Genomic DNA, 24596 nt, shown 5'->3' with positions numbered 1-24596 from the left:
TGCTGGTCACTCAATTCTATTTGGAACAAGGTTATATATGCGCCGCGATTACCGCCTTTACGAACTTAGCGAGAGCGAATTTGAAGAGCTTGTCGTCAAGATCTGCGTGAAGTGGCTCGGGGAAGGCGTCACACCGTTCGCGCCAGGCCGCGACGGAGGTCGTGACGGAAAATTCAATGGCAAGGCTGAGTGCTTTCCCAGTACCACGCAGCCTTTGGAGGGGGATGTCGTACTCCAGGCGAAGCACGTCGCCGTATTCGACAAGTCGTGCTCGGATAAGGACTTTGAGCGGCTCCTGAAAAAGGAGCATGCCAAAATCAAACGGCTGGGGAAGAAAGGATTGTGTGACCACTACATGGTCTTCACCAACCGCCGCTATACCGGCGGCGCCGACGAGAAGCTGATAGCTGGTCTTATGGCGCTTGGCGTGAAGAGTGCTCATATCATCGGGATCGAACGCTTGAATACTGCGCTGGATGATATGCAGCAACTCCGAGAGTGGCTGCCGAACAGGAAGGACAGCCGCCACGCGGGGCTACGACGTCGGCTTCAAAAGCTGGATGACATACGAAACCCTCGTGCTCGCCAGCAGCGAGCACGAGGCCATCGCCAAGGGCAAGGCCATTTACGGCCTCGCCGGCCTCGGCGATTTTTCGTTCAGCGATTGCGGCGAAGGACTGGCTCGCCTAGGTTCATGAGCCGGAGGCGCATTCATGAACGTCGTCCTCAAGCCGGGTACGCGTTGACGATAGATCTCCGACATATTCATCCGAAGTCGATGGCAGCAGCGCGACGCCTGCCGCATTCAGGCGGTTGCCTCAGCTTCCGGCAGCAGGAGCCAAGCTCAAGACGATTGCTCAGAAAACCGCCTCTGTGCAAGACCATGGGTCCCTGTACGCGCAATAAGAGGAAACCGCGCTGTGACACTCTCTCTTGACGGCGAAATTCGAGACGGACGGCATTACATGCAGGTCCGCGTCTATTTCGAAGATACCGATTCCGGCCAGATTGTTTATCACGCGAATTTTTTGCGTTTCATGGAACGTGGCAGAACGAATTACTTGCGCCTGCTCGGCACCAATCAGCAAGCGCTGCTCGAGGAAACGCGGAACGATGCGCCGGGCTTCGCCTTCGTTGTCCGTTCGATGACAATCGATTTTCTAAAACCGGCAGTCTTGGACGACCTGCTTGACATTGTCACGGTCCCGCAAGAGGTGAGAGGCGCGTCGATTGCCTTGCTGCAGGAGTGCAGGCGCGGGGGTGATCTCTTGGTCTCGGCGCGTGTACGGGTCGCGTTTATCTCAGGCGGAAAAGCGCAGCGCATCCCAAAGGCTCTGAGGCTTGCTATGGAAGAGCACAGATAAATCTGCCTTTCGTTCACGCTTTAACGCTCCAGCGACCCAATGAAATCAATGCGTTGGCCTTTTGTTGCGATATCGTCAAGTCAGAGTTCTCCGGCATCGTCTATCACGCCAATTATCTGCGCTTCATGGAACGGGGGCGGACCAATCATCTGCGGCTGATGGGCGCCGAGCAGCAGGCGCTGTTCGAGCAGCCCGCGACGGAGGACTCCGGCTTCGCCTTCGTGGTGCGCTCGATGCACCTGGATTTCCTCAAGCCCGCGCGGATGGACGACGTGCTCGACGTCGTGACCTGGCCAATCGCGGTGAAAGGCGCCTCCATCATGCTCGCACAGGAGGTCCGGCGCGGCGAGGACGTGCTGGTCAAGGCCGAAGTGCGCGTCGCCTTCATCAGCGGCGGCCGTGCCCAGCCGATCCCGAAGTCGATCCGCACGCTGATGAAGGCTGATCTGATTTCGTGATCGCCCGATTGGTGATGGCCACTCGACTCCGCCGGCTGCGGCGATAGATTTGCGGCCCCGACCAACCGATGAGGCCACCATGTCGCGTCCGCCGCTTCCCCCCTTTACCCGCGAGACCGCTGCGCAAAAGGCCCGCATGGCCGAGGACGCCTGGAATTCGCGCGATCCGGTACGTGTCTCGCTCGCCTATACCGAGGACAGCCGCTGGCGTAACCGCTCCGAGGTGTTCCAGGGCCGCGAGGCCATCGTCGCCTTCCTCACCCGCAAATGGGAGAAGGAGCACGACTACCGCCTGATCAAGGACCTCTGGGCCTTCGACGGCAACCGCATCGCGGTGCGCTTCCAGTACGAATGGCACGACGCGAGCGGCCAGTGGTATCGCTCCTACGGCAACGAGCAATGGGAGTTCGACGAGCACGGCCTGATGAAGCGGCGCGAGGCGTCGATCAACGACATCATGATTGCAGAGAAGGACCGCCGGTTTCATTGGCCCGCGCCGGGGCCGCGGCCGGCGGATGTGGCGGGGTTGGGGACGGATCCGTTCTGAGCCGCGCAAGCAACTCTCAATCCTCATGGTGAGGAGCCGCGAAGCGGCGTCTCGAACCAGGCAGGCCCTGCTGCTGCATCCGGGCCTTCATCCTTCGAGACGCGCGCGCGAGCGCGCTCCTCAGGATGTGGGGAGAGATTTGCGCGCCAGAAACCGCGTAATCGCCCCACCGAGCTTCGCGTTGTCCAGCGGCTGCGCCAGCGACGCGCGCGCCGTGGCGACGACGTCATCCGGCGCCTTGCCGTCGCGCAGCTCGCAGCACACTTGCGCGAACTCCACGTCGAACTCCGGATGCGGCTGCACGGTCAGCGTCGCGCCGTTGGCGTAGAGCAGGCCGGCATGCGGGGTGAACTCGGACGAGAGGATCGTCAGCGCGTCGGTCGGCGGCTCGACCACCTGGTCCTGATGTGAGGCGGCGATCGCGACCGCTTCGCCTTCGACGACGCCGTTCTCGGGCAGCACCTGATAGACGTGCCGGCCGATGCCCCAGCCTTTCTCCGACTTGCGCACGGTGCCGCCCAGGGCCTGCGCGATCAATTGATGGCCGAAGCACACGCCGACCATCGGCGTCTTGTTGGCGTAAGCCGTACGCACGAAATCTTCCAGCGACGCGATCCAGTCGAGCCCGTCATAGACGCCGGCGGCCGCGCCGGTGATCAGCACGGCTTCGAGCTTGCCTGGATCGGGAAGTGCATCGCCATTCGGGATGCTGATCACGTCGACCGTGGCCGTCGGATCCTCGGCGCGGACCATGCGCTCGAACATGTCGGGAAACGAGCCGTGCTGCTCGCGATATTCTTGCGGGACCTGCCCGGTCTCGATGATGGTGATGCGTGCCATGTGCCCCCAAGGTCAAAAGGACAAGGTCAAAGGTTGCGATGCTCAGTCGCTTTCTGCCCCATGTTGCTGGTGTGGCGCTGGGCCCTCCAGCAGCGCGCTCTGCTTCCGCACCTCGCTCAGAAAGGCCTTGGCGAGGCGTGATAGCGGCTCGGCTTCCGACCAGAGCATGTAGGCGACCGCATGGGTCGTCGGCGTGAACGGCCGGACGACGAGGCCATTGCCGCCGTTCTGCCGCGGCGAGAACGGATCGACCACCGCGGCACCGACGCCGGCGGCAGCGAGCACGCAGGCGGTGTTGCAGTAGCGCACCTCGACGGTCGGCCGGAATGGCGCGCCGGCCCGCGCAAAACTGTCGCGCACGGCCTCGCCGAGGCGTGTGCCGCGCTCGAGCCCGATGAAGGGCAGGCCGGACAGATCGGCGGCCGAGATCACGGGCCGGTCGGCGAGCGGATGCTGCGGCGGCAGCACGCAGACCATCTCGCCGGTGTGCACCACCTCGTGCGCGATGCCGGGATGATGCGTCAGCCCGAGCGCGAAGCCGAGCTCGGCGACACGGCTGAGCACGCCCTCGATGATGCCCTCGTAGCGCCGCACGTCGAAGAAGACGCGCGTCTCCGGGCGGCGGCGCAGGAAGCCCGACAGCGCGGACGGGATGATGCTGTAGGCAAGCGGCGGCGTCGCCACGATGGCGAGATGCCCGGACCGGTTCTCGCGCAGATCGCGCACGCGGTTCTCGAGTTTTGCGTGCAGCGCGAAGATCGCCTCGCTCTCCTTGTAGAGCGCCATCGCTTCGGCGGTCGGAAACAGCCGGTTGTTGACGCGCTCGAACAGCGCGAAACCCGCCTGCGCCTCCATGGTCTTCAGCGCATTGCTGACCGCGGGCTGCGACAGTGCCAGCTCATCCGCCGCCGCCACGGTGGTGCGGTGGCGGATGACGGCGCGCAGGATCTCGAGCTGACGCAGGTTCATATCACTGCCGATTATACTCAGGGCCAAAACATCATAGCAGAACGAATTGATTTTGCAGCCCCGCTTCCGCGTAATGGCGGCGGATTTGCACGTCGCATCAAGGGGTTCATTCGCCCATTGAGGCGGCACTGCGCACAGATTGGAGGCAATCTTGGTTCGTGTCCTTCGCGCCGCCGCCGCCCAGATGGGCCCGACGCAGAAAGCAGACTCGCGTGAGCATACGCTCTCGCGCATGCTCGCGCTGCTGGAGGAGGCCGCCGGCCGCGGCGCCAGCCTCGTGGTGTTCCCGGAGCTTGCCTTCACCACGTTCTTTCCGCGCTGGCTGCTGGAGGGCGAGGCGCTCGACCAATATTTCGAGCGCGGCATGCCCAACCCGGCGGTGGCCAAGCTGTTCGACCGCGCACGTGCGCTCCGTGTCGGTTTTTATGTCGGCTATGCCGAGCTGACGCCGGACGGCCGCCGCTACAATTGCGCCATCCTGGTCGATCGTGACGGCGAGATTCTCGGCCGCTATCGCAAGGTGCATCTGCCGGGCTCGGTCGAGCCGCGGCCGGGTGCGCGCTACCAGCAGCTGGAGAAGCGCTATTTCGAATATGGCGATCTCGGTTTTCCCGCCTTCCGGGCCGGTTCGGCCTGGGCCCACGCCATCATGGGCATGATGATCTGCAACGATCGCCGCTGGCCGGAATCCTGGCGCGTGCTCGGCCTGCAGGGCGTCGAGCTCGTCTGCATCGGCTACAATTCCGCTGCCTACGATCCGAATGGTGGCGCCACCGAAGACGGTGCCTTGCGCACCTTCCATTCGACGCTGGTGACGCAGGCCAATGCCTACATGAACGCGACCTGGGCGATCTCGGTGGCGAAGGCGGGCGAGGAGGACGGCTCCGGGCTGATCGGCGGCTCCTGCATCGTCGATCCCAATGGTCGCATCGTCGCGCAGGCCCAGACGCTGGCGGACGAGGTGGTCGTCGCCGACATCGATCTCGACCTCTGCCGCCAGGGCAAGGACAAGATGTTCAATTTCGCCGCCCACCGGCGTCCCGAGCAATACAGGGTGATCACCGAACGCGCCGGCGTCATCGAGCCGGCTGTTCTTGACGCGGATTGATCTCAAACGGCCGGTCGCGGCGTTGGCAAAGGAGCTGACATGACACGCCTCTCGCATTTTCTCAGCCTAGCAGCCTTGGCTGCCGTGACGTCGGCGCAGGCGGCCGAGCTTCCGGCGGAGATCAAGCAGGCGGGCGCGTTGAAGCTCACGGTCAACTCCACCTACGCGCCGATGGAATATCGCGACCCTGCGACCAACGAGCTGGTCGGGCTCGACATCGATCTTGCGAACGAGCTCGCCAAGCGGCTCGGCGGCCTCAAGATCGTCTGGAGCGAGACGCCGTTCGCCGAGTTGATCCCATCGCTCCAGACCAAGCGCGCCGATTTCATCATCTCCGGCATCTCGGACCGCGCCTCGCGGCGCGAGACCGCCGATTTCGTCGATTACCTCCAGACCGGCCCGCAGTTCTTCGTGATGGCGGACAGCGAGGCGAAGGCGGCGACCGATCTCTGCGGCAAGAAGGTCGGCACCACCCGCAGCACCAGCTTCCCGGTCGAGATCGAGAAGTGGAGCAAGCAGAATTGCGAGGCGGCCGGCAAGCCGGCGATCCAGTACGTGCCGGGCGAGAACTCGATCGACGTCCGCAACCAGCTCAAGCAGGGCCGCATCGACGCCGCCGTGCAGGGCAGCGAGACGCTGCCTTATGCGCAGACGCAAGAGCCCGGCAAATACCGCATTGTCGGTGAGGCCTTCGCCAAGGGTTATCAAGGCATCATGTTCCGCAAGGACGATGCGGCCCTGCGCGAGGTGGTGACCGAGAAGCTCACGGCGATGATCGCCGACGGCGCCTACAAGGCCGTTCTCGACAAATGGGGCCTTGGCGCGAACGCGGTCGCCCAGCCCATGCTGAACGCGGCGCCGCAATGAAGCCGGCGCCGGCACTCGCGGAGGGTTTCCCTGATTTGTCGGGGATGCGGATCGCGCGCGAGCCGCACTGGTTCCGCTGGCTCAGCGCGGCCCTGATCGTCCTCGTGCTGGCGGCGATCGTGCGCGCGTTTGCGAACGGTCAGATCGAATGGTCCTATGTCAGCCGCTTCCTGACCGTGAAGGTTATCCTCGAAGGCATCGTCAACACCATGGTGATGGCGGTGCTGGCGATGATGCTCGGCATCTTTCTCGGCATCGTTGTGGCGATCATGCGGCTGTCGCCCAACCCGGTTCTGAAGACGGTGGCCGCCGGCTACACCTGGCTGTTTCGCGGCACGCCGCTGATCCTGCAACTGCTGCTCTGGTTCAACCTCGCACTGGTGTTTCCGACCATCGGCATCCCGGGCCTGTGGAGCGCGCGCGCCGTCGACGTCATGACACCGTTCCTCGCCGCGCTGCTCGGGCTCGGCATCAACCAGGGCGCCTACACCTCCGAAGTGATGCGCGCCGGCATGCTGTCGGTCGACATCGGGCAATATGAGGCAGCGCAGGCGATCGGCATGGGGCGGCTGCGTGCGCTGCGCCGGATCGTCCTGCCGCAGGCGATGCGCGTGGTGATCCCGCCGCTCGGCAACGAGTTCATCGGCATGGTGAAGGCGACCTCGCTCGCGAGCGTCATCCAGTATCCGGAGCTGCTGCATAACGCCGAGAACATCTACTACGCGAATTCCCGCGTCATCGAGCTCTTGATCGTCGCCGGGCTCTGGTACCTGCTCGTGGTCTCGATCCTGACCCCGCTTCAGATGCTGCTCGAACGCCGTTTTGCACGCGGCACATTGCGGCTGGCGCGATGACAAAACCCCTCGTCGCGATCCGCTCCGTCAGCAAGAACTTTGGAGAGTTCCAGGCTCTCAGAAACGTCTCGCTCGACGTCTGGCCCGGCGAGGTGATGTGCTTGATCGGCGCCTCAGGCTCGGGCAAGACCACGCTGCTCCGTTGCATCAACCAGCTCGCCGCGATCGATGCCGGCGGCATCTGGCTCGACGGCGAGCTTTTGGGTGTGCGCGAGCAGGGCGGGCGGCTCCATCGGCTCACCGAACGGGAGATCGGGCGGCAGCGGCTGAAGACCGGCATGGTGTTCCAGCGCTTCAACCTGTTTCCGCACAAGACCGCGCTGGAGAATATCACCGAGGGCCCGACCCAGGTGCAGGGGCGTAAAGCCGACGAAGTGCGCACTGAGGCGCTCGAGCTGCTCCGCCGTGTCGGGCTTGCGGCCAAGGCGGACTCCTATCCCGCGCAGCTCTCCGGCGGCCAGCAGCAGCGCGTGGCGATCGCGCGGGCGCTCGCCATGAAGCCGATGCTGATGTTGTTCGACGAGCCGACCAGCGCGCTCGATCCCGAGCTCGTCGGCGAGGTGCTCGCGGTCATGAAGGAACTGGCGAAGAGCGGCATGACCATGATGGTGGTGACGCACGAGCTCGGCTTCGCGCGCGAGGTCGCCGACCGCGTCGTCTACATGGACCAGGGCGCGATCGTCGAGCAGGGCCGCGCCTCCGACGTGTTGGGTACGCCGCGCGAGGAGCGCACCAAGGCATTTCTTTCGGCGGTGATCTGATATTGGGGGTGTGGTGATGAAGAGGCTTTTGGTTACGGCGGCGTTCTTGGGCGCTATGACTGTTTCGGCGTTGGCGATCGAGCTGCCGCCTGACATCGCAAAGCGCGGCAGCCTCAAGGTGGCGCTGGTGCCGAACTATCCGCCGATGGAATTCCGCGATCCCGCCACCAGCGCGCTCACGGGCTTCGACATCGATCTCGGCGAGGCGCTCGGGCGCAAGCTCGGTGTGAAGATCGAATGGACCGAGACCAGCTTTGCCGAATTCATGCCGTCGATTTCGACGGGGCGGGTGGATGCCATCCTGTCCGGTTTCACCGACTATGCGAGCCGGCACGAGATCGCGTCCTTCGTCGATTATTTGCGCAGCGGCCCAAAATTCTTCGTGCAGCAGTCCCGCGCGTCCGAGTTCAAGGACATGGCTGCGCTCTGCGGCAAGAAGGTCGGCGCCAGCCGCCGGACCATGTTTCCGGCCGAGATCGACAAGTGGAGCCAGAAGAATTGCGGCAGCAATCCGATCCAGTTCGTCGGTACCGACGGCTCGGCCGATGCGCGCACGCAGCTCAGGCAGGGCCGTATCGACGCCGCCGTGCAGGGCAACGAGACGCTGCCCTATCTGATGGACCTCGAGCCCGGCACCTATGCGCCGGTCGGAGATCCCTTCGCGACGCAGTTCACGGGCATCGCGCTGCCGGTCAAGGAAAAGGCACTTCAGCAGGCCATTCTCGAGGCCGTCGATGCGCTGATCGCCGACGGTACGTATCGTACGCTGCTGGCGAAGTGGAAATTGAGCGACAACGCAATAGAGAAGGCGACCATCAATGCTGGACAGTAAGGCACTCAAGAGCATCCCGCTCGTTCCGGCCAACACCGCGGATCCCGCACCGGACTATCCCTGGCCGAAGCCATACAAGTCGGCGATGTTCCTGTCGTTCGACGTGGACGCGGAGAGCGCCTGGACCAGCAAGGACGCCGTGCACGCCCAGCGGCTCATCACCATGAGCTATGGCGGCTATGAGGCGCGCGTCGGCACGCCGAAACTTCTGGAGCTGCTCGACCAGCTCGATCTCAAGGCGACGTTCTTCGTCACGGGATGGTCGGTCGATGCGCATCCGGCGATGGCCGAATCGATCCTCAAGGCCGGCCACGAGATCGGCCATCACGGCTATCATCATCTGTTGCCCGATCCCGGCGATCCCTGGATCGAGGAGGAGCTGGAGCGTGGCTTCGAGGCGCTGAAGCGCCGGCTTGGCGTCAGGCCGACCGGCTATCGCGCGCCTTACGGCGAGTTCACCGAGGAGCTGCGCGTTGCGCTGGTGCGGCACGGCATCGTCTACACGTCCTCGTTCCGTGACGACGTCAGGCCCTATCGCCATCGTCTCGCCGACGGCAAGCCCGGCACGATCGAGCTGCCGGTGACCGCGAGCTATGACGACTGGATGCACGGCCTGTCCGCGCGCTTCAGCCCGCGCCCGATCTTCCCCAAGGAGCACGTGCTCTCGCTCTGGAAGGACGAGCTGGACGAGGTGCGCGACTGGGGCGCGATGGTGACGACGGTGCTGCATCCGCAATGCAGCGGCCGTCCGATGCGACTGCGCCTGCTGCGCGAGTTCCTGACCTACGCAAAGTCCTGCCCCGACGTCTGGATCACCACCGGTGAGAAGATCGCGGAAAACTTCCTGCGCCACGAAGCCGGCAGCCGCTGAGCCACGCCATGACCCGTCGCCGTATCCTCGTCATCAACCCCAACTCCTCGGCATCGGTGACGGCGGCGATCGACGACGCGGTGGCGCCGCTGCGGATCGTTGGCGGGCCTGACATCGAGGTGGTCGGCCTTGCCGAGGGCCCGCCCGGCATCAGCTCGCAGCGCGATGCCGACAGCGTGGTCATGCCGCTGGTCAATCGCGTCACGCGCGACGATGCGGATGCCTTCGTGCTCGCCTGCTTCAGCGATCCCGGCCTGCATGCGGCGCGTGAGGCGGCCGGTGGCCGCCCGGTGCTGGGTATCGCCGAATGCGGCATCTTTCGCGCGCTGATGCTGGGCGAACGTTTTGGCATCATCGCGCTGTCGCCGTCGAGCATCCGCCGCCAGCAGCGCATGGCGCGCGTGATGGGCGTCGACAGCCGCTATGCCGGAAGCTGGTCGGTCGGCGCGAGCGCGGCGGAGACGGCAGGCGCGGACATCCGCGGCCGCTTGATCGAGGCCGGGCGCGCGCTGGTTACGCAGTGCCGCGCCGATGTCGTGGTGATGGGCTGCGCCGGCATGGCCTCCCACCGCGCGGCAATCGCGGATGCGATCGGCGTGCCCGTGGTCGAGCCGGCGCAGCAGGCGGTGGCCGCTGCGATCGGCGCGGTCTTGTTGAACACGTAATGTCCTTCAGGAGCCCTTCGTAATGCCCATCTCCCGCCGTTCGCTCCTCAAGGCCGCCGCAGCTATGCCGGCGCTGTCGCTGCCAGGCATCGTCCGCGCCGAATCCCAGTCCACGCTGCGCTTCATTCCCGTCATCGATCTCGCCTTCGTCGATCCCATCTATTCGACCGCGCAGGTGTCGCGAAACCATGGCTTCATGGTCTACGACACGCTCTATGGCATGAGCTCCTCGCTCCAGGTCTCGCCGCAGATGCTGTCGGGCCATGTCATCTCCGGTGACGGGCTGCAATGGGATCTCACCTTGCGTGACGGCCTGTTCTGGCACGACGGCGAGCGCGTGCTCGCCCGCGATTGCGTCGCGAGCATCCGCCGCTGGGCGGCGCGCGACGGCTTTGGCGGCGAGTTGATGGAGGCGACCGCCGAGCTCTCGGCCGCCGATGACCGCACCATCCGCTTCCGTCTCAAGCGTCCGTTCCCGCTGCTGCCGCAGGCGCTCGGCAAGGCCGCGATCAACGCCTGCTTCATGATGCCGGAGCGGCTGGCGAGCCAGGATCCGTTCAAGCCGCTGACCGAGGTCATCGGCAGCGGCCCGTTCCGCTATCTCGCCGACGAGCGCGTGCAGGGCGCCCGCAATGCGTATGCCAAGTTCGAACGCTACCAGCCGCGCACCGACGGCAAGCCGGATTGGACGGCCGGCCCGAAGATCGTGCATTACGACCGCGTGATCTGGACCACGACGCCCGATGCCGGCACCGGCGTCGCCGCGCTCCAGACCGGCGAGCAGGACTGGCAGGAGACCACGCCGCACGACCTGTTGCCTATCATCAAGGCCGCCGGCGACATCGACACGCGCATCCTCGATCCCCGCGGCTATGCCTGCATGCTGCGCCTCAATCATCTCCAGCCGCCGTTCGACAATCCCGCCGTCCGCCGCGCGCTGCTGGGCGCGATCGACCAGTCTGCCTTCATGACGGCGGTCGCCGGCACCGATCCGGCCTTCCAGGTGTCGCCCATCGGCTATTTCGCTCCGGGCACGCCGATGGCGAGCGAGGTCGGTCTCGACGTCTTCCGCGGCCCGCGCGACTACGCCAAGGTGAAGGCGGATCTGAAGGCCGCTGGCTACAATGGCGAGAAGATCGTGCTGCTCGTCCCCACCAACTCGCTGGCGCAGAAGCCGCTCGGCGAGATCGCCGTGGACTCCTTGCGCAAGGCCGGCATGAACGTCGAATATGCCGGGCTTGATTTCGCCGTCGTGTTGCAGCGCCAGCTCAAGAAGGACCCGCTTCCGCAGGGTGGCTGGAGCGCGGCGGTCGGCAACTGGCAGGGCATCGACTGGCTCAATCCGGCCGGCAACACCAACATCCGCGGCGAAGGCAAAGTCGCCGGCTGGTACGCGAGCGAGAAGATGGGGGCCTTGCGCAGCCAGTGGCTGGCGGCCTCCGAGCTCGCCGAGCAGCAGCGCATCTGCCGCGAGATCCAGGCGGTGGCGTTCGAGGAAATCCCCTATATTCCGATCGGCCTGTACAAGCAGCCGACCGCCTATCGCAAGGCCATCACCGGCATTCTCGACGGCACCGCCGTGTTCTGGAACGTACGCCCCGCATGAGCACGATCGCAATCTTCGGCAGCTATGTGCTGTCACGGAAAGACGGCGCGCAGGATGTGCTGCGCGACCATTGGGTCCTGGTCGAAGGCAAGAAGATCGCCGCGGTCACGCGCGACAGGCCGCGCGCGGACGAGGTCTACGACAGGCCCGGCCGCTTCGTGCTGCCGGGCCTGTTGAACCTGCACAATCACTGCTTCTCTGAAGCCGTGGCGCGCAGCCACAGCGAGGACGGCACCGGTCGCAAGAACAATCAAAGCATCGTCTACACGGTGCTGCTGCCGCTCACCAAGCGCGGTGCGGATATCCTGTCGGCGGAAGAGCGCATGGCGGTCGCGCGGCTCGGCATCCTACAGCTCCTGAAAGGCGGTGCCACCACGGTGATGGAGCCGTTCCGCAATTCGATCCCCGAGATGTTCGACGCGGCGGAAGAGATGGGCATCCGCTTCTACGGCGCGCCCTATCTGTTCTCCACCTCCGACGCCAAGGCCGGTCCGGACGGTGTGGTTCAGTACTCCGGTGATGACGGCACCGCCGACATGGCGACGTGGGATGCGCTCTATCAGCGCTGGAACAATCGCGGCGACGGCCGAATCAGCCTCGCGATGAGCCCGCACGCCACCGACACCTGCGGCCCCGATCTGCTCAAGGCCTGCGCGGCGCGGGCGCGCGAACTCGGCGTGCCCATCACGACGCACATGGCGCAGAGCCGCGCCGAGGTCGAGACCATCGGCAAGCGCTATGGCGGCCGCACGCCGGCGCAATATCTGGATTGGCTCGGCCTGCTCGCGCCCGATCTGATGGCGGCGCATTGCATGTTCAGCACCGACGACGATCTCAAGCTGATGGCCGCGCGCGGCATGACCGTGCTGAATTGCCCGCGCGTGTTCGCGCGCGCCGGCGTCACCGCCGCATTCAGCCGCTTCGCCGAGCACGGCGTGCGCACCGTGGTCGGCACCGACGGCTACAACATGGATCTGCTCGGCGAACTCAATGCGGCCTCGCTGATCTCCAAGATCACGTCCCAGCGCGCCGATGTCGCCAATTCGCCGGAGTTGATCGAAGCGAACACGGCGGTCGCCGCCGACGTCATCAAGCGGCCGGACCTCGGCCGGATCGAGCCGGGCGCGACCGCCGACCTCACGGTGGTCGATCTCACCCATCCGCATCTCCAGCCGCTGTTCGACCCGCGCCGCGCGCTGATCGCGCTCGCCAACCGCGCCAATATCGACCAGGTCATGGTCGACGGCCGCGTGCTGGTTGATGGCGGCCGCTATCTCGGCGCCGACGAAGCGGCGATCACCGCCGCCGGCAGCGCTGCGATCGGCAAGATCTGGGACCTGCCGGAGGCGCAGGCGGCGTTCAACGGCTGAGAGGCTGCCGGTGCTACGAAGACGGTGCGCTCCCTCTCCCGCTTGCGGGAGAGGGCAGGGGAGAGGGTTCTCTCCAACCGGGGACACCCCGATGCGGAGAGAGCCCCCACCCGGCGCTTCGCGCCGACCTCCCCCGCAAGCGGGAGAGGTTGCAGCGAGCCTGTAGCCAAATCGATTCAATCCAAGGGCATTCTAATCCTCGAACTCCGCGAGCGACTTGCGCATGGTCTCGACCAGATCCAGCGCCACCGGCGAGGGGCTGCGCTGCGCCGGAAAGACCGCGGAGAATTCGAAGTCGATGCGCGGCAGGAAGCGGCGCACCACGACGCCGCGGGTGGAGAATTCCTGCGCGGTGAAGGGATCGCAGATCGCGACGCCAAGTCCTGACGACACCATGCCGCACATGATCTCCGACAGCGTGGTCTCGACCCTGAGCACGCGACGGACATCATGGCGATGGAAGACCTGGTCGACGAGGTGCCGGCTCGACGATCCCGCCGACAGTGAGATGAACGTCTCGCCCTCGAAATCGCGCGGCTCCAAGACTTCCTTCTCCGCGAGGCGATGACCGGTCGGCAGCACTGCGACGCGCGCCAGCGCCGGCAGCCGCAGACTCGGCAGGCCGGAATGGGCGATCGGCACCTCGGCAAAGCCGATGTCGCATTGATTGTTCAGCACCCAGTCGACCACGATCGGCGAGATCACCCCGAAGAAGGCGAGGTTGAGGTTGGGGCGCTCCTTGAGGAAATGCCCGGCGAGCCGCGGCAGATAGCCGTTCGAGAGCGCCGGTAGCGCGGCGATCCGCAACGACCCGGTGCGGCGGCCGCGGATTTCCTCGGCCGCGGCAGTGATGCGTTCGAGTCCGACGAAGGAGCGCTCCACTTCGGTATAGAGCGCCATCGCCGCGGCTGTCGGCACGAGGCCGGTGCCGCGCCGCTCGAACAGCTCCATTTTCAGCAGTGCCTGGAGGTCGCGCAGCAACCGGCTGACCGCCGGCTGCGTCACGGTCATCAGCGCCGCCGCCTCGGTCACGCTGCCGGTCAGCATCGTCGCGCGGAAGGCCTCCACCTGCCGCGAATTGATCCGGGCCATACCAAATTCCATTCATAACATTTAGGCATGCAGAGGGTGCCATTATTCATTGGACGATGGAAGTATAGGTTTGCGATCTTTTTCATCAGGACTGGAGACAGCCCGCTTTTTCGGCAGATTGGAGGGGTTTGGACCTCCAGATCGCGTCAAAACCCGCCGAACGGGGGCCGGAGCCCTGATCGGGGAGGAATTTGCGCGGAAAGAGATGCGGAAGGCGCTTCAGTCAGCGAGACACGTCGGCGCGTCACCTCATTCCGGTATTGGAGATCGGTCCACATGAAGACTTTTCGCCTTCTGACAGCGGTCAGCATCGCGGCTCTCGTTGCCGCCTCTTCGGCCGCCTCGGCCCAGCAGAGAACGCTCTATGTCGCCGGCTATGGCGGCTCGTTCGAGAAGACCATTCGCGACGAGGTGATCCCGGCCTTCGAGAAGGAGAACGGCGTCAAGGTCGAATACGTCGCCGGCAACTCCACCGACACGCTGGCCAAGCTTCAGGCGCAGAAGGGCAACCAGCAGATCGACGTCGCCATCGTCGATGACGGCCCGATGTACCAGGCGATCCAGCTCGGCTTCTGCGGCAAGCTCGAGGGCCTGCCCACCGATCTCTACGACACCGCCCGCTTCAAGGACGATCGCGCTGTAGCGATCGGCATCGTCGCGACCGGGCTGATGTACAACACCAAGGTGTTTGCCGAGAAAGGCTGGGCGCCGCCGACCTCGTGGAACGACTTGAAGGACACGAAATACGCCAAGCAGCTCGTCATCCCGCCGATCAACAACACCTACGGTCTCGAAGCGCTGGTGATGCTGTCGAAGATGAACGGCGGCGGCGAGTCCAACGTCGATTCCGGCTTCAAGATCTTCAAGGAGCAGATCAATCCGAACGTGCTCGCCTATGAGCCGTCGCCGGGCAAGATGACCGAGCTGTTCCAGTCCGGCCAGGCCGTGATCGCGGTGTGGGGCACCGGCCGTGTGCAGAGCTTCGCCAACACCGGCTTCCCCGTCGACTTCGTCTATCCCAAGGAAGGCGCGGCGACGCTGCTGACGACGGCCTGTCCGATCACCAAGCCGAACGCTTCGCCGCTCGCGTCCAGCTTCGTCAAGATGTTGCTCGATCCAAAAATCCAGCTCGTGATGCTCAAGGACTACGGCTATGGCCCGGTGCTGAAATCGCTGGTGATCCCGCCGGAGCTCGGCAAGATGGCGCCGATCGGCGAGCGCGCGGCAAAGCTCTATAATCCGGACTGGACGGTCATCAACGAGAAGCGCGAGGAGTGGACCAAGCGCTGGAATCGCGAAGTCGAACGCTAATCGTTCGCGGCGGAGACAGCGTCATGGCCTATCTCGAGCTCGATCGGGTCGCCAAGCAGTTCGGAGCACAGACTGTGGTCGATGACGTCAGTCTGTCGGTGGGGAAGGGGGAGTTCATCTCCTTCCTCGGCCCGTCCGGCTGCGGCAAGACCACGACCCTGCAGATGATCGCGGGCTTCCTCGATCCCACGCGCGGCGCGATTCGCCTCGAGGGCAAGGACCTGACCGCGATCCATCCGGCCAGGCGTGGCCTCGGCATCGTGTTCCAGAGCTACGCGCTGTTTCCGCACATGACCGCGGCGGAGAACGTCGCCTTCGGCCTCGAGATGCGCAAGGTGCCGCGCGCCGAAAGGGCCGAGCGCGTTCGCGCCGCGCTCGCGATGGTCGGCCTCGCCGGCTACGAGGATCGCCATCCGCGCCGCATGTCCGGCGGCCAGCAGCAGCGCGTGGCGCTGGCGCGTGCGCTGGTGATCAAGCCGAGCGTGCTGCTGCTCGACGAGCCGCTGTCGAACCTCGATGCCAAGCTGCGCGAGGAGATGCAGATCGAGCTGCGCCAGATCCAGCGCACCATCGGCACCACCACGATCCTGGTCACGCACGACCAGAACGAGGCGATGTCGCTGTCCGACCGCATCGTGGTGATGAGCCAGGGCAAGATCGAGCAGATCGGCACGCCGCAGGAGACCTATGAGAAGCCCGCCTCGGCCTTCGTCTCGCAGTTTCTCGGCAAGACTAACGACTTTGCCGCGACGATCGATCGGGCCACGGCGCCCGCGAAGCTGGTGGCGGGCTCCTGGAGCGCGCCGGCACCAGTTGGCCTCAGCGGTCCCGTCACCGTCAGCATTCGCCCTGAAAGAATTGGTTTTGGCGATACGGGCCTCAGCGCAAAGATCGTCACGCGCATTTTCCAGGGCAATCACTGGCTGTTCCAGTGCGACAGCGAATGTGGTCCTGCGATCGTGATCCGCCAGAATGACGGCCAGTCACAGCCGGCCGAAGGCGAGACCGTTCGTCTTGCATGGCGGCCTGAGGACATGAGCGTGCGCGGAGCTGCCGCATGAGTGCGGTCGCAGACACGGCTCCGCCGGGGGCCGCCGATGCGCGCATCGCACGCGCGCCATGGGTACTCTCCGCGCCCGCCTTGATGCTGTTCGTCGGCGTGCTGCTGATTCCGCTCGCGATGACCGTGATGCTGTCGTTCCACGATTGGGGCCAGTACAAGGGCATCGAACCGGTCTTCATCCTGAAGAACTGGCACGAGATCGCGACCGATCCCTACTACGCCGAAATGTTCTGGCGGACGTTTCGCATCGCGATCCTGACGACTCTCCTCACGGCCCTGCTAGGTGCGCCCGAAGCCTACATCCTCAACCGCATGAGCGGACGCTGGAAGAGCTTCTTCCTGCTCGTCATCCTCGGACCGCTGCTGATCTCCGTGGTGGCGCGGACGCTCGGCTGGGCGTTGCTGTTCGGCGGGAACAACGGGCTCGTCAACAAGCTCCTGATGTCGGCCGGGCTGATCCGTGCACCGATTCCCTTCATGTTCACCGAAACCGGCATGGTCATCGCGCTGGCGCATGTGATGATGCCGTTCATGGTGCTGTCGGTGTGGGCCGCGCTTCAGCGGCTCGATCCGCAGATCGAGAACGCCGCGATGTCGCTTGGCGCAGGTCCGATCACCACTATTCGCCGCATCATCATGCCGCAGATCATGCCGGGCGTGCTGTCGGGCGCGATCATCGTGTTCTCGCTCTCGGCCAGCGCCTTTGCGACGCCCGCGATCATCGGCGGCCGTCGGCTCAAGGTTGCGGCGACGCTGGCCTATGACGAGTTCCTGAACACGCTGAACTGGCCGCTCGGTGCGGCGGTCGCGACGCTGCTGCTGGTTGCGCTGGTCTTGATCGTCGTCGGCAGCAATGCGCTGATCGAGCGACGCTACGCGGAGGTGTTCCGATGAGACGGAACGGCCCGCTGGCGCTGATCTTCCACACCGTGTTCGTCATCGTCATGGTGGCGCCGATCCTGGTGGTCTGCCTCGTCGCCTTCACGCCCGAAGGCTTCCTGTCGCTGCCGACCAACGGCTTTTCGCTGCGCTGGTTCAGGACCATCGCGAACTATCCTGAATTCATCCACGCCTTCTGGGTCAGCCTCGGGCTCGGCGCGCTGTCGTCCCTCGTGGCGCTGTTGTTCGCGGTGCCCGCGGCGCTCGCGATCGCGCGCTATCGCTTCCGCGGCCGCGATGCGCTGGCAGCGCTGTTCCTGTCGCCGCTGATGATCCCGCATGTCGTGCTCGGCATCGCCTTCCTGCGCTTCTTTACCTCCGCCGGCCTCGGCGGCAGCTTCGCGGCGCTGATCATCGCGCATGTCATCATCGTGTTTCCGTTCGCGCTGCGGCTGACGCTTGCGGCCGCGACCGGCATGGACCTTTCGGTCGAGATGGCGGCGGTCTCGCTCGGCGCCGGCGGCTGGACGCTGTTCCGCCGCGTGACCTTGCCGCTGATCCTGCCCGGCGTCATCAGCGGCTGGGCGCTGGCCTTCATCCAGTCCTTTGACGATCTCACCATGACCGTCTTCCTCGCGGCGCCCGGAACCGAGACGTTGCCGGTGCGCATGTTCCTTTATATCCAGGACAACATCGATCCGCTGGTGACGTCGGTCTCGGCCTGCGTGATCGCGATCACCATGACCGCCCTCATTCTGCTCGACCGCTTCTACGGGCTCGACCGTGTGCTCGCCGGCAAGGGCGATACGGGACGATAGGAGAACTCATGTCAGGAGAATACGACGTCGCCGTCGTCGGCGGCGGGTTGCTCGGCTCCGCCATTGCCTGGGGCCTCGGCCGGCTCGGCAAGAAGGTCGCCGTGCTCGACGAAGGCGACATCACCAAGCGCGCCTCGCGCGCCAATTTTGCGCTGGTCTGGGTGCAGAGCAAGGGCCTGGGCATGCCGGCCTATACGGTGTGGACAGTGCAGGCGTCGCAGGCATGGGGCCGGCTTGCCTTCGAGCTGAAGCAGCAGACCGGCCTCGATGTCTCGCTGCAACAAAATGGCGGCTTCCATCTCACCCTCGGCGAGGACGAATTCGGCCAGCGCACCGAGCTCGTCAAGCGCATGCACAACCAGGTCGGCGCCGCCGACTACAAGATGGAGATGCTGCCGGCGTCCGAGGTGAAGAAGGCGCTGCCGCTGATCGGGCCGGAAGTTTCCGGTGGCAGCTATTGTCCGCTCGACGGCCACGTCAATTCGCTGCGCACGTTCCGCGCCTTCCACACCGGCTTTATGGCGTTCGGCATCGATTATCTTCCGGAGCGGCCGGTTTCGGCGATCAGCAAGAGCGGCGGCGAATTCCGCCTGACCACGCCGAAAGGCGAGCTTCGTGCCGCCAAGGTCGTGCTTGCCGCGGGCAATGCCAACCAGACGCTCGCGCCGATGGTCGGCCTCCATGCGCCGATGGGCCCGACCCGCGGCCAGATCGTGGTGACCGAACGCACCATGCCGTTCCTGCCGCATCCGCTGACCACGATCCGCCAGACCGACGAGGGCACGGTGATGATCGGCGACAGCAAGGAGGACGAGCTGGACGATCGCACGCTGAAGCATTCGATCAGCGCGGTGATGACCGATCGCGCGCAGCGCATGTTCCCGCACCTGTCGCGGCTCAACGTTATCAGAAGCTGGGCCGGCATCCGCGTCATGCCGCAGGACGGCTTTCCGATCTATGACCAGTCGGAAACGCATCCCGGCGCCTTCGTCGCCTGCTGCCATTCCGGCGTGACGCTCGCCTCCAACCACGCCTTCGAGATCGCGCGCATGGTGGCGCAGGGCGCGCTCGAGCCTGAGCTGGTCGGCGCGTTCTCCGCGAGCCGTTTTGGCGGCGCTGGCGCGGCCAACAACAGCGGCTACTAGAGATACCAAGGAGCCAAGAGGCATCCCATGTTTAGACGATCCGAACAGGACAAACGCCCGCAAGTGCAGATCTTCGTCGATGGCGTTGCCGTCGCGGCGCGCCAGGGCGACACCGTCTCCGCCGCGCTATTGGCCTCCGGCCAGGATGCACGGCGTTCCACCGCGGTGAGCGGCGCGCCGCGTCTGCCTTACTGCATGATGGGCGTGTGCTTCGACTGCCTCGTCACCATCGACGGCGTGGGCAACCGGCAGGGCTGCATCGTGCCCGTTGCCGAGGGCATGCAGATCGAGATCCAGAAGGGCAAGCGGGAGATCGGAAGATGACTGTGGCTCCCAAGCGCGAAGATTACGACGTCGTGGTGATTGGCGCCGGGCCCGCCGGCCTCGCCGCTGCCGCGACATCGGCCGAGGCCGGCCTGTCGACGCTGCTGCTCGACGAGAATATCGGCCCCGGCGGTCAGGTATTTCGTGCGATCTCCTCGACACCCGTGACCGACCGCAACCAGCTCGGCGCCGATTATTGGGTCGGAGCCGATCTCGTGCAGTCACTGCGCGCGAGCAATGCGGAAGTGATTCAGCGTGCGATGGTCTGGAGCCTCGACCGCAATCTCGACATCGCCGTCTCCGTCGGTGGTGCTTCGGCCTTCGTCAAGGCAAAGCGCGTGATCCTGGCGACCGGCGCGCTGGAGCGTCCGTTCCCGATTCCCGGCTGGACGTTGCCGGGCGTGATGACCGCGGGTGCCGCGCAGACCATGCTGAAGTCATCGGCGCTGGTGCCCGATGGCCGCACCGTGATCGCGGGGCAGGGGCCGCTGCTCTGGCTGCTCGCCGCGCAGATCTTGCGGCTTGGCGGCCGCATCGACCGCATCCTCGACACCACCGAGCGCGGCAATTATTTCGCGGCGCTGCCGCACGCCTTCGCCTTCCTGACCTCGCCCTATTTCGCCAAGGGCCTGTCGATGATGCGCGAGGTGAAGGCGAAGGTGCAGGTCGTCACAGGCGTCACGGAGCTCACCGCGTCGGGTGACGGCCAGCTTGCCAATGTGAGCTATGTCGCCGGCGGCAAGCGCGAGACGCTTCCCGTCGATCTTCTGCTGCTGCATCAGGGCGTCGTGCCCAACGTCAATCTGGCGATGGCGGCCGGTGTCGAGCATCGCTGGGACGAGCTGCAATTGTGCTGGTCGCCGGTGCTCGACGCGAACGGCTCATCGTCGGTCGCCGGCATCGCGATCGCCGGCGACGGCGCCGGCATCGGCGGTGCCAATGCCGCCGTGGTCCGCGGCCGCATCGCGGCGCGCGCGGCGGTGGAAGCGTTGGCGCCCGCGGCTGCCGCGAAGCTCGCATCGATGGCGACGCTCCGCGCCGATCTCGCCAAGGCCGAGCGCGGCCGCGCTTTCCTCGACACGTTGTTCCGCCCGGCGCCGCAGTTCCGCATTCCCTCGGGCGATACCATCGTCTGCCGCTGCGAGGAGGTCACTGCAAAGGACGTTCTCGATTCCGTCGCGATCGGCGCGACCGGGCCGAACCAGCTCAAGGCCTACCGCCGCACCGGCATGGGCCCGTGCCAGGGCCGGCTCTGCGGCCTCACCGTCACCGAGCTGATGGCGCAGGCGCGGGGTAAAAGCCCGCAGGAGATCGGCTATTACCGGCTGCGCGCGCCGGTGAAGCCGATCACGCTCGCCGAGCTTGCCGCCGTTCCCAAGACCGAGGACGACGTCAAGGCCGTGGTGCGCGGATGACTGGAAACGTGGATGCGATCGTCATTGGCGGCGGCATCCACGGATGCTCGACCACGCTGCATCTGTGCCTCGCCGGCCTGAAGCCGGTGCTGATCGAGAAGGATTATGCGGGCCGGCATGCTTCCGGCGTCAATGCCGGCGGCGTGCGCCAGCTTGCGCGGCACGTCCCGGAGATCCCGCTCTCGATCCGCTCGATGGGGATCTGGGAGAGGATCACCGACCTCCTCGACGACGATTGCAGCTTCGAGAGCCACGGCCAGGTGCTGGTCGCCGAGAACGAGGACGAGCTCGCGGTCTGCCGCGCGCGTGTCGCCGAGCTGAACGCGCTCGGCTTCACCCATGAAGAGCTGATCGACGCCACCGAACTTCGCCGCCTCGTGCCTGCGGTGGCCGAGACCTGCCCCGGCGGCGTGGTCTCGCGCCGTGACGGCGCGGCCAATCCTGCGCAAACGACGACCGCGTTCCGCCGCAAGGCCGAACAGCTCGGCGCGACCGTGCGCGAGGGCGTGGCGGCCAGCAACATCCGCTACAGCGACGGCCTCTGGTATGTCGATGTCGGCTCCGACACCTATGCCGCGCCGGTGCTGGTCAACGCAGCCGGCGCCTGGGCTGGAAAGATCGCCGCCGCGCTCGGCGAGCCGGTGCCGGTCGAGACCGTGGCCCCGATGCTGATGATCACCTCGCGCGTGCCGCACTTCATCGATCCCGTCGTGATCCTGCGTGGCCGCAAGCTGTCCTTCAAGCAGTTCTCGAACGGCACCGTGCTGATCGGCGGCGGGCATCTCGCGACGCCCTATCAGGACCGCAATGAGACGGTGCTGGACTGGAAGAGCCTCGCGATCAGCGCGCGCACCGTGTTCGAGCTGTTTCCGGTGATGCGCAGCGCGACGATCGTTCGTGCCTGGGCCGGCATCGAGGCCAAGATGAAGGACGACATCCCCGTGTTCGGGCCGAGTTCGCGGCACAAGGGTCTCTATCACCAGTTCGGCTTCTCGCTGCACGGCTTCCAGCTCGGTCCCGGCGCCGGCGCCGTGATGGCGGAGCTGATCGTCAACGGTGGCACCCAGACACGCATCGGTGATCTCGGCATCGACCGTTTCCACCCTTCCACGCTCTAGCAACAAGAGGACATCATGAGCATCACCCGCAGCATCCGCACGCCCATCATGCACCGCGCCGTCGAGGCCAACGGCTTCGTCTTCTTCGGCGGCACCATCGCCGACGACACGTCGGTTTCCATGGGCGATCAGACCCGCAATATTCTCGGCAAGATCGCCGGCTATCTGAAAGAGGCCGGCACCGACAAGAGCCGCGTCGTCAGCGCCTCGATTTTCGTCACGGATCTTTCCAAGAAGAAGGAGATGGACGCGGCCTGGACCGAGTTCTTCGGCGACAATCTGCCGACCCGCGCCACCGTCGGCGTCGCCGATCTCGGCGGCAGCGCGTTGATCGAAGTCGTGGTCACCGCCCTCAAGGGTTGACGGCATCCGCCGACGGGGGACGGCAGCGCACGACGCGCTGTCGTCCCCTTGGCTTGATCTTGCTCGCCTTCCGGACTAGTTAGAGGCATCTCGATCAGGAACTTCGCAGCCATGGATTTCACCCCGACCGCAACGCCGATCCGCCTTGCTCACGGGGAATTTCATGCCTGCTTCCATCATCCTGTCGAACCTGTCGCTGTCCACGCCTGACGGCCGTTCTCTTTTTTCCAATATCGATCTGACATTCGCGGCCGAGCGAACCGGTCTCGTCGGCCGCAACGGCGTCGGCAAATCGACGCTGCTGGCGTCGATTTGCCGGGAACATGTTCCCACGTCGGGGCGCATTCTGACCAACGGAACCGTCGGCCTGCTGCGCCAGGACGTTCAACTGCGCGCGGGCGCGACCGTGGCCGATCTGTTCGGCGTGCGGGAAGCGCTGAAGCTGCTGCGCTGTGCGGCGCGGGGCGATGCCTCCGCCGACGACATCGCTGCGATCGACTGGACTCTCGAAGCACGGCTCGCGTCCGCGCTGGCGCGCGTCGGGTTCGATCTTGCCCCCGATACGGAGCTGTCCTGCCTGTCCGGCGGCCAGACGACGCGGGTTCGTCTTGCCGCGCTGGTGTTCGCCGAGCCCGACTTCCTGCTGCTGGATGAGCCCACCAACAACCTCGACCGGGACGGGCGCAAGGCCGTGATCGATCTCCTCGCCGCTTGGCGCGGCGGCGCGATCGTCGTCAGCCACGATCGGGGCCTGCTCGAAACCATGGACGCGATCGTCGAGTTGACGTCGCTCGGAGCAACGCGATACGGCGGCAATTGGAGCAGGTACCGCGAGCAGAAGGCCGTCGAGCTCGCTGCCGTCAGGCACGACCTTGCTTATGCCGAGAAGCGGCTGTCCGAGATCGACGGCAAGGCGCAGGAGGCTGTGGAGAGGAAGGCGCGCAAGGACAGCGGCGGCAGGAAGAAGCGTGCCAAGGGCGACATGCCGCGCATCCTGGCCGGCGCGCGCAAGGATCGCAGCGAGGACACCGGCGGAAAGACGGCGCAAGTTGCCGAGCGGCGGCGCGCGGAAGCGCTCGAGGCCGTCGACACGGCGCGCCGGCGCATCGAGATTCTCCAGCCGTTGTCCGTGAGATTGCCGTCGACAAACCTGCCGGCGGGGAGGGAGGTGGTTTGGCTCGATCGGGTCAGCGCCGGCTATCGTCCGGAGCGCGCGATCCTGCGGGAACTGTCGTTCACGATCGTCGGGCCGGAGCGTGTGGCGGTGGTCGGGCCAAATGGTTCAGGCAAGACGACGCTACTGAAGCTCATTGCCGGCGAGATGTGCCCCCTCGTGGGCACGGTGAGGGTCAAGCCCGAGTTCGCGCTGTTCGACCAGACGGTCAGCCTGCTCGATCCCGCGATCTCGATCCTGGACAATTTCAGGCGCCTCAATCCAGAGGCGGGCATGAATGCGTGCCATGCCGCCCTTGCGCGCTTCATGTTTCGCGCCGACGCTGCCTTGCAGATCGCCGGGAGCCTGAGCGGCGGACAGCTGCTTCGTGCCGGTCTTGCTTGCGTGTTCGGCGGGGCGACGCCGCCCTCACTGCTGATCCTGGACGAGCCGACCAACCATCTGGATATCGCGTCCATCGAAGCCGTCGAAGCGGGCTTGCGGGCCTATGATGGCGCGTTGCTTGTCGTCAGTCATGACGAGGCATTCTTGCAGGCGATAAGGATTACGCGGCGGCTCGATTTGGCCGCCAAGGTGCCTGGCGCCGATGGCCGGATCCTCTGATCCCGCCTCGCCGTCCGGATATCGCGGAGATTTTCAAAAGCCCGACGCCCTGCCCCCAGCGCGTCGGGCGGAAAGATTGACTATCAATCGGTAATCGCAACGCCATTGTTGTGACGCGTATCTCACCACTTTTCCACTCCGGGAAACTACCGCGTCGGAACCGGGTTGCTCCTGCCGTC

The 24596-nt window shown here is 65.4% G+C and carries 27 protein-coding genes; 23 read left to right on the top strand and 4 right to left on the bottom strand.

The genetic code is table 11. The features are described from left to right. Positions 1–31: 31 nt before the first annotated feature. Positions 32–490: a hypothetical protein gene (locus BJA_RS36575; protein WP_162494152.1), complete on the bottom strand. Its 459-nt coding sequence runs from the start codon at positions 488–490 to the stop codon at positions 32–34. A 70-nt stretch (positions 491–560) separates the two neighbouring features. On the opposite strand from BJA_RS36575, the gene BJA_RS43335 reads away from it, so the two are divergent. From BJA_RS43335 to BJA_RS36555, 4 genes are all read left to right on the top strand, one after another. Then, the gene (locus tag BJA_RS43335; protein WP_236842131.1) at positions 561–698 is read left to right on the top strand and encodes a hypothetical protein; all 138 of its coding nucleotides are present in this window, start codon (positions 561–563) and stop codon (positions 696–698) included. Positions 699–920: 222 nt separating this feature from the next. Further along, positions 921–1364 carry a tol-pal system-associated acyl-CoA thioesterase gene (gene ybgC / locus BJA_RS36565; protein WP_011089947.1) on the top strand — a complete coding sequence of 148 codons (444 nt, stop codon included), beginning with the start codon at positions 921–923 and terminating at the stop codon, positions 1362–1364. 53 nt (positions 1365–1417) lie between these two features. Next, complete coding sequence (locus BJA_RS36560) at positions 1418–1822, top strand: YbgC/FadM family acyl-CoA thioesterase (protein WP_082901058.1); 405 nt, start codon at positions 1418–1420, stop codon at positions 1820–1822. 79 nt (positions 1823–1901) lie between these two features. Beyond that, entirely contained in the window at positions 1902–2369 is a 468-nt protein-coding gene (locus BJA_RS36555; RefSeq protein ID WP_011089945.1) for a DUF1348 family protein, read from the top strand. Positions 2370–2489: 120 nt separating this feature from the next. On the opposite strand, the gene BJA_RS36550 is transcribed toward BJA_RS36555, so the two are convergent. Continuing rightward, the gene (locus BJA_RS36550) at positions 2490–3209 is read right to left on the bottom strand and encodes a type 1 glutamine amidotransferase (protein WP_011089944.1); all 720 of its coding nucleotides are present in this window, start codon (positions 3207–3209) and stop codon (positions 2490–2492) included. A gap of 42 nt (positions 3210–3251) precedes the next feature. Beyond that, on the bottom strand, positions 3252–4178 hold the full coding sequence (locus tag BJA_RS36545; RefSeq protein ID WP_011089943.1) for a LysR family transcriptional regulator: 927 nt from the start codon (positions 4176–4178) through the stop codon (positions 3252–3254). Between the two features lie 151 nt (positions 4179–4329). Here BJA_RS36545 and BJA_RS36540 point away from each other — a divergent pair, with 151 nt between their 5' ends. From BJA_RS36540 to BJA_RS36500, 9 genes are read left to right on the top strand one after another with little or no spacing between them, the layout of a single operon-like run. Continuing rightward, positions 4330–5286 carry an N-carbamoyl-D-amino-acid hydrolase gene (locus BJA_RS36540; protein WP_074077758.1) on the top strand — a complete coding sequence of 319 codons (957 nt, stop codon included), beginning with the start codon at positions 4330–4332 and terminating at the stop codon, positions 5284–5286. Positions 5287–5325: 39 nt separating this feature from the next. Further along, positions 5326–6153, top strand: a complete 828-nt coding sequence (locus BJA_RS36535; RefSeq protein ID WP_011089941.1) for an ABC transporter substrate-binding protein — start codon at positions 5326–5328, stop codon at positions 6151–6153. Further along, positions 6150–7007, top strand: a complete 858-nt coding sequence (locus BJA_RS36530; RefSeq protein WP_028172971.1) for an amino acid ABC transporter permease — start codon at positions 6150–6152, stop codon at positions 7005–7007. Before BJA_RS36535 ends, BJA_RS36530 begins: the two co-directional genes overlap by 4 nt. Continuing rightward, the gene (locus BJA_RS36525) at positions 7004–7768 is read left to right on the top strand and encodes an amino acid ABC transporter ATP-binding protein (protein WP_011089939.1); all 765 of its coding nucleotides are present in this window, start codon (positions 7004–7006) and stop codon (positions 7766–7768) included. Before BJA_RS36530 ends, BJA_RS36525 begins: the two co-directional genes overlap by 4 nt. 16 nt (positions 7769–7784) lie before the next feature. Continuing rightward, a complete protein-coding gene (locus BJA_RS36520) occupies positions 7785–8600 on the top strand; it encodes an ABC transporter substrate-binding protein (RefSeq protein ID WP_038965486.1) in 816 nt (271 codons plus the stop codon). After that, positions 8587–9471: a polysaccharide deacetylase family protein gene (locus BJA_RS36515; RefSeq protein ID WP_011089937.1), complete on the top strand. Its 885-nt coding sequence runs from the start codon at positions 8587–8589 to the stop codon at positions 9469–9471. The genes BJA_RS36520 and BJA_RS36515 overlap by 14 nt, the downstream gene beginning before the upstream one ends. Before the next feature lie 8 nt (positions 9472–9479). Continuing rightward, on the top strand, positions 9480–10136 hold the full coding sequence (locus BJA_RS36510) for an aspartate/glutamate racemase family protein (protein WP_011089936.1): 657 nt from the start codon (positions 9480–9482) through the stop codon (positions 10134–10136). Positions 10137–10158: 22 nt separating this feature from the next. Further along, positions 10159–11742: an ABC transporter substrate-binding protein gene (locus BJA_RS36505; RefSeq protein WP_011089935.1), complete on the top strand. Its 1584-nt coding sequence runs from the start codon at positions 10159–10161 to the stop codon at positions 11740–11742. Beyond that, positions 11739–13112 carry an amidohydrolase family protein gene (locus BJA_RS36500; protein WP_011089934.1) on the top strand — a complete coding sequence of 458 codons (1374 nt, stop codon included), beginning with the start codon at positions 11739–11741 and terminating at the stop codon, positions 13110–13112. The genes BJA_RS36505 and BJA_RS36500 overlap by 4 nt, the downstream gene beginning before the upstream one ends. Before the next feature lie 192 nt (positions 13113–13304). Here the strand turns inward: BJA_RS36500 and BJA_RS36495 are convergent, their stop codons facing one another. Next, positions 13305–14204 carry a LysR substrate-binding domain-containing protein gene (locus BJA_RS36495; RefSeq protein WP_011089933.1) on the bottom strand — a complete coding sequence of 300 codons (900 nt, stop codon included), beginning with the start codon at positions 14202–14204 and terminating at the stop codon, positions 13305–13307. A gap of 276 nt (positions 14205–14480) precedes the next feature. On the opposite strand from BJA_RS36495, the gene BJA_RS36490 reads away from it, so the two are divergent. The 10 genes from BJA_RS36490 to BJA_RS36445 all read left to right on the top strand — a co-directional run bounded on the left by BJA_RS36490 (position 14481) and on the right by BJA_RS36445 (position 24417). Further along, a complete protein-coding gene (locus BJA_RS36490) occupies positions 14481–15515 on the top strand; it encodes an ABC transporter substrate-binding protein (RefSeq protein WP_038965491.1) in 1035 nt (344 codons plus the stop codon). Positions 15516–15538: 23 nt separating this feature from the next. After that, entirely contained in the window at positions 15539–16576 is a 1038-nt protein-coding gene (locus BJA_RS36485; RefSeq protein ID WP_038965492.1) for an ABC transporter ATP-binding protein, read from the top strand. After that, the gene (locus tag BJA_RS36480) at positions 16573–17472 is read left to right on the top strand and encodes an ABC transporter permease (protein ID WP_011089930.1); all 900 of its coding nucleotides are present in this window, start codon (positions 16573–16575) and stop codon (positions 17470–17472) included. The genes BJA_RS36485 and BJA_RS36480 overlap by 4 nt, the downstream gene beginning before the upstream one ends. Further along, positions 17469–18275, top strand: a complete 807-nt coding sequence (locus tag BJA_RS36475; RefSeq protein WP_011089929.1) for an ABC transporter permease — start codon at positions 17469–17471, stop codon at positions 18273–18275. The genes BJA_RS36480 and BJA_RS36475 overlap by 4 nt, the downstream gene beginning before the upstream one ends. A gap of 8 nt (positions 18276–18283) precedes the next feature. Further along, positions 18284–19420, top strand: coding sequence for an NAD(P)/FAD-dependent oxidoreductase (locus BJA_RS36470; RefSeq protein ID WP_011089928.1), 1137 nt, complete (start codon positions 18284–18286; stop codon positions 19418–19420). A gap of 27 nt (positions 19421–19447) precedes the next feature. Further along, positions 19448–19744 carry a (2Fe-2S)-binding protein gene (locus BJA_RS36465; RefSeq protein ID WP_011089927.1) on the top strand — a complete coding sequence of 99 codons (297 nt, stop codon included), beginning with the start codon at positions 19448–19450 and terminating at the stop codon, positions 19742–19744. Continuing rightward, positions 19741–21159: an NAD(P)/FAD-dependent oxidoreductase gene (locus BJA_RS36460; protein ID WP_011089926.1), complete on the top strand. Its 1419-nt coding sequence runs from the start codon at positions 19741–19743 to the stop codon at positions 21157–21159. The genes BJA_RS36465 and BJA_RS36460 overlap by 4 nt, the downstream gene beginning before the upstream one ends. Further along, positions 21156–22277 (top strand): NAD(P)/FAD-dependent oxidoreductase, encoded by a 1122-nt coding sequence (locus BJA_RS36455; protein ID WP_011089925.1) that lies wholly within the window; start codon positions 21156–21158, stop codon positions 22275–22277. Before BJA_RS36460 ends, BJA_RS36455 begins: the two co-directional genes overlap by 4 nt. A 15-nt stretch (positions 22278–22292) precedes the next feature. Beyond that, positions 22293–22640, top strand: coding sequence for a RidA family protein (locus BJA_RS36450; protein ID WP_011089924.1), 348 nt, complete (start codon positions 22293–22295; stop codon positions 22638–22640). 163 nt (positions 22641–22803) lie between these two features. Beyond that, positions 22804–24417, top strand: a complete 1614-nt coding sequence (locus tag BJA_RS36445) for an ABC-F family ATP-binding cassette domain-containing protein (RefSeq protein ID WP_011089923.1) — start codon at positions 22804–22806, stop codon at positions 24415–24417. Positions 24418–24596 lie beyond the last annotated feature (179 nt).

This window comes from Bradyrhizobium diazoefficiens USDA 110 (assembly GCF_000011365.1).
Taxonomy (GTDB): Bacteria; Pseudomonadota; Alphaproteobacteria; order Rhizobiales; family Xanthobacteraceae; genus Bradyrhizobium; species Bradyrhizobium diazoefficiens.
Note: the sequence above shows the minus strand (reverse complement) of the source record. Positions and strands in the feature narration are given on the sequence as shown.

Excerpts from the sequence above, each read along its gene's own strand:
- BJA_RS36475 (WP_011089929.1), top strand. The coding sequence starts at position 17,469 with ATGAGACGGAACGGCCCGCTGGCGCTGATCTTCCACACCGTGTTCGTC.
- BJA_RS36515 (WP_011089937.1), top strand. The coding sequence starts at position 8,587 with ATGCTGGACAGTAAGGCACTCAAGAGCATCCCGCTCGTTCCGGCCAAC.
- BJA_RS36550 (WP_011089944.1), bottom strand. The coding sequence starts at position 3,209 with ATGGCACGCATCACCATCATCGAGACCGGGCAGGTCCCGCAAGAATAT.
- BJA_RS36465 (WP_011089927.1), top strand. The coding sequence starts at position 19,448 with ATGTTTAGACGATCCGAACAGGACAAACGCCCGCAAGTGCAGATCTTC.
- BJA_RS36555 (WP_011089945.1), top strand. The coding sequence starts at position 1,902 with ATGTCGCGTCCGCCGCTTCCCCCCTTTACCCGCGAGACCGCTGCGCAA.
- BJA_RS36520 (WP_038965486.1), top strand. The coding sequence starts at position 7,785 with ATGAAGAGGCTTTTGGTTACGGCGGCGTTCTTGGGCGCTATGACTGTT.
- BJA_RS36495 (WP_011089933.1), bottom strand. The coding sequence starts at position 14,204 with ATGGCCCGGATCAATTCGCGGCAGGTGGAGGCCTTCCGCGCGACGATG.
- BJA_RS36490 (WP_038965491.1), top strand. The coding sequence starts at position 14,481 with ATGAAGACTTTTCGCCTTCTGACAGCGGTCAGCATCGCGGCTCTCGTT.
- BJA_RS36500 (WP_011089934.1), top strand. The coding sequence starts at position 11,739 with ATGAGCACGATCGCAATCTTCGGCAGCTATGTGCTGTCACGGAAAGAC.
- BJA_RS36480 (WP_011089930.1), top strand. The coding sequence starts at position 16,573 with ATGAGTGCGGTCGCAGACACGGCTCCGCCGGGGGCCGCCGATGCGCGC.
- BJA_RS36460 (WP_011089926.1), top strand. The coding sequence starts at position 19,741 with ATGACTGTGGCTCCCAAGCGCGAAGATTACGACGTCGTGGTGATTGGC.
- BJA_RS36510 (WP_011089936.1), top strand. The coding sequence starts at position 9,480 with ATGACCCGTCGCCGTATCCTCGTCATCAACCCCAACTCCTCGGCATCG.
- BJA_RS36470 (WP_011089928.1), top strand. The coding sequence starts at position 18,284 with ATGTCAGGAGAATACGACGTCGCCGTCGTCGGCGGCGGGTTGCTCGGC.
- BJA_RS43335 (WP_236842131.1), top strand. The coding sequence starts at position 561 with ATGACATACGAAACCCTCGTGCTCGCCAGCAGCGAGCACGAGGCCATC.
- BJA_RS36485 (WP_038965492.1), top strand. The coding sequence starts at position 15,539 with ATGGCCTATCTCGAGCTCGATCGGGTCGCCAAGCAGTTCGGAGCACAG.
- BJA_RS36505 (WP_011089935.1), top strand. The coding sequence starts at position 10,159 with ATGCCCATCTCCCGCCGTTCGCTCCTCAAGGCCGCCGCAGCTATGCCG.
- BJA_RS36545 (WP_011089943.1), bottom strand. The coding sequence starts at position 4,178 with ATGAACCTGCGTCAGCTCGAGATCCTGCGCGCCGTCATCCGCCACCGC.
- BJA_RS36525 (WP_011089939.1), top strand. The coding sequence starts at position 7,004 with ATGACAAAACCCCTCGTCGCGATCCGCTCCGTCAGCAAGAACTTTGGA.
- BJA_RS36445 (WP_011089923.1), top strand. The coding sequence starts at position 22,804 with ATGCCTGCTTCCATCATCCTGTCGAACCTGTCGCTGTCCACGCCTGAC.
- BJA_RS36530 (WP_028172971.1), top strand. The coding sequence starts at position 6,150 with ATGAAGCCGGCGCCGGCACTCGCGGAGGGTTTCCCTGATTTGTCGGGG.
- BJA_RS36455 (WP_011089925.1), top strand. The coding sequence starts at position 21,156 with ATGACTGGAAACGTGGATGCGATCGTCATTGGCGGCGGCATCCACGGA.
- BJA_RS36450 (WP_011089924.1), top strand. The coding sequence starts at position 22,293 with ATGAGCATCACCCGCAGCATCCGCACGCCCATCATGCACCGCGCCGTC.
- BJA_RS36535 (WP_011089941.1), top strand. The coding sequence starts at position 5,326 with ATGACACGCCTCTCGCATTTTCTCAGCCTAGCAGCCTTGGCTGCCGTG.